The 7,214-nt window shown below is 74.5% G+C and carries 4 protein-coding genes and 1 pseudogene; 2 read left to right on the forward strand and 3 right to left on the reverse strand.

All coding sequences use genetic code 11. The annotated features are described in order from the left end of the window. Positions 1-72: 72 nt before the first annotated feature. The 3 genes from BJF77_RS12540 to nirD form a co-directional block, all read right to left on the reverse strand. The gene (locus BJF77_RS12540) at positions 73-1,341 is read right to left on the reverse strand and encodes a heparan-alpha-glucosaminide N-acetyltransferase domain-containing protein (RefSeq protein ID WP_075872384.1); all 1,269 of its coding nucleotides are present in this window, start codon (positions 1,339-1,341) and stop codon (positions 73-75) included. Positions 1,342-1,568: 227 nt separating this feature from the next. Beyond that, on the reverse strand, positions 1,569-2,585 hold the full coding sequence (locus BJF77_RS12545; RefSeq protein WP_075872385.1) for a hypothetical protein: 1,017 nt from the start codon (positions 2,583-2,585) through the stop codon (positions 1,569-1,571). A 9-nt stretch (positions 2,586-2,594) separates the two neighbouring features. Then, positions 2,595-3,008 (reverse strand): nitrite reductase small subunit NirD, encoded by a 414-nt coding sequence (gene nirD, locus BJF77_RS12550; RefSeq protein ID WP_075872386.1) that lies wholly within the window; start codon positions 3,006-3,008, stop codon positions 2,595-2,597. A 284-nt stretch (positions 3,009-3,292) separates the two neighbouring features. On the opposite strand from nirD, the pseudogene nirB reads away from it, so the two are divergent. Then, positions 3,293-5,908, forward strand: a pseudogene (gene nirB, locus BJF77_RS12555) (nitrite reductase large subunit NirB); the annotation flags it as partial. A gap of 100 nt (positions 5,909-6,008) precedes the next feature. Next, positions 6,009-7,124 (forward strand): uroporphyrinogen-III synthase, encoded by a 1,116-nt coding sequence (locus BJF77_RS12560; protein WP_047804352.1) that lies wholly within the window; start codon positions 6,009-6,011, stop codon positions 7,122-7,124. The last annotated feature ends 90 nt before the right edge of the window (positions 7,125-7,214 follow it).

Genomic DNA, 7,214 nt, shown 5'->3' on the forward strand with positions numbered 1-7,214 from the left:
CGCTCGGACCCGTCGGCGGTGCCGGCTCGTACGGCCCCGAGGACAGGGGCGCCGGACGGCGTGGCCGTCCGGTCAGCGAAGGGGTCGGTCCGCCGGCGTCGATCCGTCCGGGTCACGTGCCAGCACCCGCCGGGCGATGGCCTTGGTGCTGCGGGCGACGACCGTCTCCAGCGGCCCCTGCCCTCTCGCCCGCTGCCACACGAGGGCGAACACCACGAAAGCCACGATCTGCCCGCCGGTCCACGCGAGCGGGGCCGCGTCGTAGTACTCCGGCCACAGCAGCAGGAGATGGGCGGTGTACAGGGTGAACGTCATGGACCCCGCGGCGGCGACCGGTCGGAGGATCCGGCCGGCCACGCGCTCCAGGAGCAGGCAGATGCCGAGCACGGAGAGCGCCAGGCCCACGTCGAGTGCCAGGGAGAACGGCGTGTTCGAGTGCGGGGCCGAGATCAGGAGCCACCACAGGGTGTCGGTGGGCAGGCTCGGGTCGCCGCCGAAGATCATGACCTCGTCGATCTGCGCATCGTCCATCCACGGCGTGCCCCGGGCGATCGCTTCGTAGCCGCCGAGGACGCGGAGCGAGATCAGGGAGGCCGACCACATCACGAGGGCCAGAGCGGCGCCGACGGCGGCGAGCCCGGTCTGCACCCTCCGGCTGGTCAGGTCCATCCGGCCCACGGCCAGCCCGGCCAGGAGGAACGACATCCACGGGAGGGCCGGATAGGTGCCGGTCAGCAACAGCTGCGAGACCACCGTTCCCGGGTCGCCGAGGAGGTCGACGAATCCGGGATTGTCGTACTCGTGCCCCGGCAGGAACGTGAGCGACCACTGCATCACGAACGGCGCGAGCAGCGCGAACAGGGCCGCGCTGAGCAGGAGGATGGGAGTGCGCAGGCGGAGGAACGGAATCGCCAGCAGAAAGAGCATCCCGTAGTAGACGAGGATGTTGTTGACCGGGAGATCCAGGAAGCCCAGCAGCAGGCCGACCCCCGCGATCACTCCTGCCCGGCCCGCCAGGGCCCACCGCGACGCCGTCATCCGTCGACCGGTGTGCGCGGTGCGCCCTCCCGTGGCGAAGGCCAGGCTCACTCCGGCCAGGGTGGCGAACAGAGCCGCCGAGTGACCGGCGAACAGCGTCCAGGACAGATCCGGTTCGCCCGTCTGCTCGTCCCAGGAGGGGATCGTGTGCACCGCCACCATCCCGAACAGTGCCAGACCGCGGGCGGCATCGACTCCGGCGAGGCGTCGGGACGGACGACGCCTCGCGGCGTCCCCGGCACGCTCGGAGTGGGCCCCCGCGGCCGTGCCGCCGATGGCAGGACGGGTTCGTTCTTCGGTCACTGGGCTCCCCCACGGAAGATCGGTACGGTGCATCCCGACCGGCGTCGTCCGCCGCCGCGCCCCCCGGCACGGCCCCCGGGCCCCTGATGGGCCGGAAGGCACAGTGATGCGGATCCGAGACTACGGGAGCACCCGGCGCACGGCGGGGGACGGCAGCCCGTCACCGGCTTCGTGACCTACTGTGACGATCGCAAACGCCGGGCGCGGTCCGGTCGGCGCCCGCGGGGCTATCCGGCCTCGTCGGCCGAGTCCTCCTCCGCGCGCGTCAGGACCCGCTCGAGGATCCGCGCATCGGGCAGCTCGAAGTGGTCCACGCCCTCGCGGACCCGCAGCTCCACGCCGTCGTAGCCGGCCTGCGCGTACCAGCGGTAGCCGTCGCGGGCGGCGCGCAGGGCGTTGAAGGTCGCCTTGGGGTCGGTGCCGTCGTCGTCCTCCCCCACGTCCCAGTGCAGCCGCAGGTCCCGCAGCTGCTCGCGGGTGGGCTGCGCCTCCGCCTCCGGGGGCGCCTGGCCCCCGCCCAGCAGGATCGCCCCGCCGCCGGGGACGAGGTCCACGTGGTCGGCCAGCAGCTCCCGGGCGATCAGCTGGGCGCCCCCGGAGTAGCCGGTGAGCCAGGTGCGCGAGCGGTCGATGTCGTAGTCCTGCAGGAGGCGCTCCTCCACGAGGGCCCGGAACCACGCGGCGTTCCGCTCGGACTCCTCCCACCAGGTGATCGCTCCGGCGCGGTCCGGGGTGCGGGGCACCACGAGGATCATGTTGTGGGTGCGCGCCACCTCGGCCAGGCAGGAGACGTTGTACTCGGGGCTCTCGAACTCCCAGGCCCCGTCCCCGTGCAGGCGGAAGACCACGCCCACGGGCCGGCTCCAGTCCACGCCCTGCGCGAGCACGTGATAGCTGCTGGTCACCCCGGCGTGCTCGAAGGCGAGGTCGAACCGGTCCTGGGTCCGTTCCGCCGGCCCGAACAGGTCGCCGTCGAACAGACCCCGGTCCTCGGCGCTCTGCCGCTGGCGCACGGGCGCCTCGAGCTCGAGGCCGTAGGGCTCGCAGGAGAGCGTCTCCTCCTCGGCCTGCGGGGAGGGCTCCGGCCGGTCCAGGAGGGCGGTCAGCACGGTCAGCAGCGCGAGCACCAGCACCAGTGCCGCGGCGAGGAGCCACCGGCCCCGGCGAGGGCGCCGGGCGGCGCCGCGGGGGCCCCGGGGCGGCCACGGCCACCGGGAGCTGCGAGAAGGACGCTGTCGGGTCACCCGCTCATCTTAGGGACGCCCGCCGGGGAGTTCCCCGACGACAGGCGGTGCGCTCGGCAGCGCCACGAGGACCCGCCCGTCCCGCACCAGGACGGGGTGGACGGGCAGCTCCGGTCCGTCGCCGCTGAGGCACCGGCCGGAGCCGAGGTCGTAGACCTCCTTGTGCAGCGGCGAGGCGACCGTCACCGCCGCCCCGCGGGAGCCGAGGATGCCCCGGGCCATCACGCAGGCCCCGGTGCGGGGGTCGCGGTGGTCGGCCGCCAGCACCGTGGTGCCGTCCACGCGGTAGAGCGCCACCTGCCGGCCGGCCACGCGGGCCGCCTCGCCCCACAGGGGCTCCAGGTCCGTGAGGGCGCACACGTCGTGCCAGGCGGTGGCAGGGCCGGTGGGGCGGGTGGGAGCTTCCGGGAGCGTCGCGGTCATGGGGGGCCTCCTGCTGGTCGGGCGGACGGTCGGGCGGGTGCTCGGGCCGCGGGCCGGGCGGGTGCCCGGGCCGCGGGTCCGGCAACGTCGGGATCGACGTTAGGCGGGCCCGGTTTCGGGGCCGCTCCCGCACCGTTTCGCCCCGGTCAAACGCCGCTCACGACCCCCGGGAGGACGGTGAGGAAAGCGAAAAGCCCGCGGAACGGCAGGGCAACCGCGGGGCAATCCCGTCCTCCTAGAGTCGTGCCCGACGCCCTGCCCGCCACCGTTCCCGGAGGTCTTCCGTGACCCGCTCCCCCTTCTCGGCCCGTTCCCCGCAGCACGTCGTCGTGGTCGGCGGCGGACCCGCCGCCCACCGTTTCGCGGAGGCGGTGCTTTCCGCGGAGGACCACCACGTGCGCCTGACCGTGTTCGCCGACGAGCCGTGGGTGCCCTACGACCGCGTGCAGCTGTCCAAGGCCCTCACCGGCCCGGACGGGCAGATCGACCTGACCCTGGGCGGGGGCACCGTGTGGCAGGACCCCCGGGTGGACCTGCGCCAGGGCGTGGCGGCGCGGGAGATCGACCCCGCGGCGCGCACCGTGACCGCCGCCGACGGGACGGTCACCGGCTACGACGAGCTCGTGCTCGCCACCGGCTCCGCCGCCGCCCGCCTGGACATCCCCGGCGCCCAGCACGCCCTCGTCTTCCGCACCCTCGACGACGTCGCGGCGATCCGGGCCGAGGTGGAGCAGCTGCGGGCCCGCTACGGCCGCACCCCGCGCGGCGTGGTGATCGGCGGAGGCCTGCTGGGCCTCGAGGCAGCGGGCGGGCTGCAGGAGCTCGGCGCGGAGGCCACCGTGGTGCACTCCCGCCGGTGGCTGATGAACGCCCAGCTCGACGAGGGCGCCGGCCGGTCCCTCAACGCCCTGATCTCCGCCCGGGGCGTGCGCCTGCACCTGGGCGAGCGGCCCTCCGGGGTGGGGCTGCGCAAGGCCGACGGCGAGGTCTGCGCCGTCGAGTTCCGGGACTCCGCCGACCTCGAGGCGGACCTGGTGATCGTGGCCACGGGCATCCGGGCCCGGGACCGGCTGGCCTACAACGCCGGGATCGAGACCGCTCCGCGCGGCGGCGTGGTGATCGACGACGCGTGCCGGACCTCCGCGGAGCACGTCTGGGCGATCGGCGAGGTGGCCTCCTGGAACGGGGAGTGCCTGGGCCTGGTGGCCCCGGCGAACACCATGGCGGAGATCGTGGCCGACCGCCTGGCGGGCGGGCGCTCCACGTTCGGCAGCTTCGACACCGCGACGAAGCTCAAGCTCGCCGGCGTGGACGTGGCCTCCTTCGGCGACGCCTACGGCGAGACCGAGGACTGCCTCGAGGTCGTCTACGCGGACCCGGCCCGGGGGATGTACCAGAAGGTCGTGGTGACCCAGGACGCGAGGACCCTGCTGGGCGGGGTGTTCGTCGGGGACGCCGAGCCGTACAACGCGCTGCGCCCGCTGCTCGGCCGGGAGCTGCCCGGCGAGCCCGGCGCCTACCTCTCCGCCTCCGGTGCGGAGGCCCCGGCCGGCGATCTCCCCGACGACGCCGTGCTGTGCTCCTGCAACAACGTGACGACCGGGGCGGTGCGCGAGCAGATCGGCTGCGGCGTGCACGAGATCGGCGAGCTGAAGAAGTGCTCCCGGGCCGGCACCCAGTGCGGCTCCTGCGTCCCGATGCTCAAGAAGACCCTGGACCTGGAGCTCGCCAAGGCCGGGGTGGAGGTCTCGACCGCCCTGTGCGAGCACTTCGAGCTCTCCCGCGCCGAGCTCTTCGAGGCCGTGCGCGCCCTGGACCTGTCCTCGTGGGACGAGGTGGTGGGCCGGTTCGGCACGGGCCTGGGCTGCGACATCTGCAAGCCCGTGGTGGCCTCCGTGCTCGCCTCCCAGCGCGACGAGTACGTGCTCGACGCCGGGCGCGGCGCCCTGCAGGACACCAACGACCGAGCGCTGGCGAACATGCAGAAGGACGGCACCTACTCCGTGGTCCCCCGTGTGCCGGCCGGGGAGATCACCCCGGAGAAGCTCATCGTGCTCGGCGAGGTCGCGCGCAGGTACGGGCTCTACACCAAGATCACCGGGGCCCTGCGGGTGGACATGTTCGGCGCCCGGCTCGAGCAGCTGCCCGAGATCTGGCGGGAGCTCGTGGACGCGGGCTTCGAGTCGGGGCAGGCCTACGGCAAGGCGCTGCGCAACGTGAAGTCCTGCGTGGGCTCCTCCTGGTGCCGCTACGGGGTGCAGGACTCCGTGGGCATGGCCGTGCGGCTCGAGCTGCGCTACCGGGGGCTGCGCTCCCCGCACAAGTTCAAGATGGGCGTCTCCGGCTGCGCCCGCGAGTGCGCCGAGGCCCGCGGCAAGGACGTGGGCGTCATCTCCACCACCGACGGCTGGAACCTCTACACCGGCGGCAACGGCGGGGCCACGCCGGCCCACGCCCAGCTGCTGGCCCAGGGCCTGGACGACGACACCCTGGTCCGCTACATCGACCGGTACCTGATGTACTACATCCGCACCGCGGACCGGATGCAGCGCACGGCCCGGTGGCAGGAGGAGCTCGACGGCGGCATCGAGCACGTGCGCGCCGTCGTCGTCGAGGACTCCCTGGGCGTCGGCGAGGAGCTGGAGGAGGCCATGGCCCGGCACGTGGACCGCTACGAGGACGAGTGGGCCGCGACCCTGAAGGACCCCGAGCGGCTGCGCCGGTTCCGGTCCTTCGTCAACGACGCCGCCCCGGACGACTCGCAGGACTACGTGCTCGAGCGGGGCCAGCGCCGCCCCGCGACCGACGCCGAGCGTGCGGCCGCCGAGGCCGGCGCCGGGCCGGTGCTGCTGACCGGTCCGCGCATCCCGGTGCGCGAGGGCGCCGCGGGCGCGACCCCGCCGGGGTGTGAACGCGCCCGGCCGGAGCCGGCCGGGCGGGAGTGCGCCGGCGGAAACACGCGGAAACACGGCGGTCACAGGGCGGCCATATCCTCGGGCCATGACCGCTGCACCCTCCGCCCCCGCGCTCGGCGAGCTGACCGGGTTCCGCGTGGGCGTGACCGCCCACCGCCGGGCCACGGACTTCATCTCGGCCCTGGAGCGCCGCGGCGCGCAGGTGGTGCACGCGCCCGCCCTGATGATCTCCCCCGTGACCGAGGACACCCGGGTGATCGAGGACACCCGCACGCTGCTGGCCCACCGCCCGGAGGTCCTCGTGGTCACCACCGCCTACGGGCTCCGCCGGTGGTTCGAGGCCGCCGACGCCGCCGGCCTGGGCGAGGAGCTGCGGGACGCGTTCCGTGCCGCCCGCGTGCTCACCCGCGGCGCGAAGGCCCGCGGCCAGGTGCTCTCTCTCGAGCTCGACGACCCCGAGGTCTCCGCCGACGAGCGGACCTCCTCCGTGGTGGACCGGCTCCTGGCCGACGGCGTGCGCGGGACCCGCGTGGCCGTGCAGCTGCACGGGCTGACCGACGAGCTGCAGCTCGAGCGGCTCGTGGCCGCCGGCGCCCGCGTGGACACCGTGGCCCCCTACCGCTGGCTCTCCGCCGACGACGGCGAGCGCCTGCCCGCCCTCATCCGGGACGTGTGCGAGCGCCGGATCGACGTCCTGACCTTCACGGCCGCGCCGGCGGTGGACTCCCTGTTCAGCACCGCGCAGGAGGCCGGGCACTACGACGAGCTCGTGGAGGCGCTGCGCACCGACGTCACGGCCGCCGCGGTCGGCCCGGTGTGCGCCGGGCCCCTGCTGGAGGCCGGGGTGGAGCCGCTGGTGCCCGAGCGGTTCCGGCTGGGCGCCCTGGTCCGGGCCGTGTGCACCCACGCCGCGCAGGAGCGCACCGTGGTGCTGCCCACCCGGTACGGGACGCTGCGGCTGATGAGCACCGGCACCGCGCTGGACGGCGAGTTCGTCCCGCTCTCCGACGCGCAGGTGACGGTGCTGCGGGCGCTGGCGGCCAGCCCCGGCGCGGTGGTGTCCCGGGCGCAGCTGCTCTCCGCGGTGCCGGGCCTGGACACCGAGCACGCTCTGGAGATGGTGATCTCGCGGCTGCGCAAGGCCCTGCCCGCCCCGGTGGTGGAGACGGTGATCAAGCGCGGCTACCGGCTGTCCCCCTGACCCGCCTGCCGCTCCCTCAGCACCGCCGAGTCCCCCAGCACCGCCGAATCCCCCAACTCCCGCTGAGTCCCCAGCCACCCGCCAGCCCAC

This window comes from Kocuria sp. CNJ-770, assembly GCF_001942375.1.
GTDB lineage: Bacteria > Actinomycetota > Actinomycetes > Actinomycetales > Micrococcaceae > Kocuria > Kocuria oceani.

Bases quoted from the DNA above. Each gene is read 5' to 3' on its own strand.
- nirD (WP_075872386.1), bottom strand. From the start codon at position 3,008: ATGACCGCGACGCTCCCGGAAGCTCCCACCCGCCCCACCGGCCCTGCC.
- BJF77_RS12560 (WP_047804352.1), top strand. From the start codon at position 6,009: ATGACCGCTGCACCCTCCGCCCCCGCGCTCGGCGAGCTGACCGGGTTC.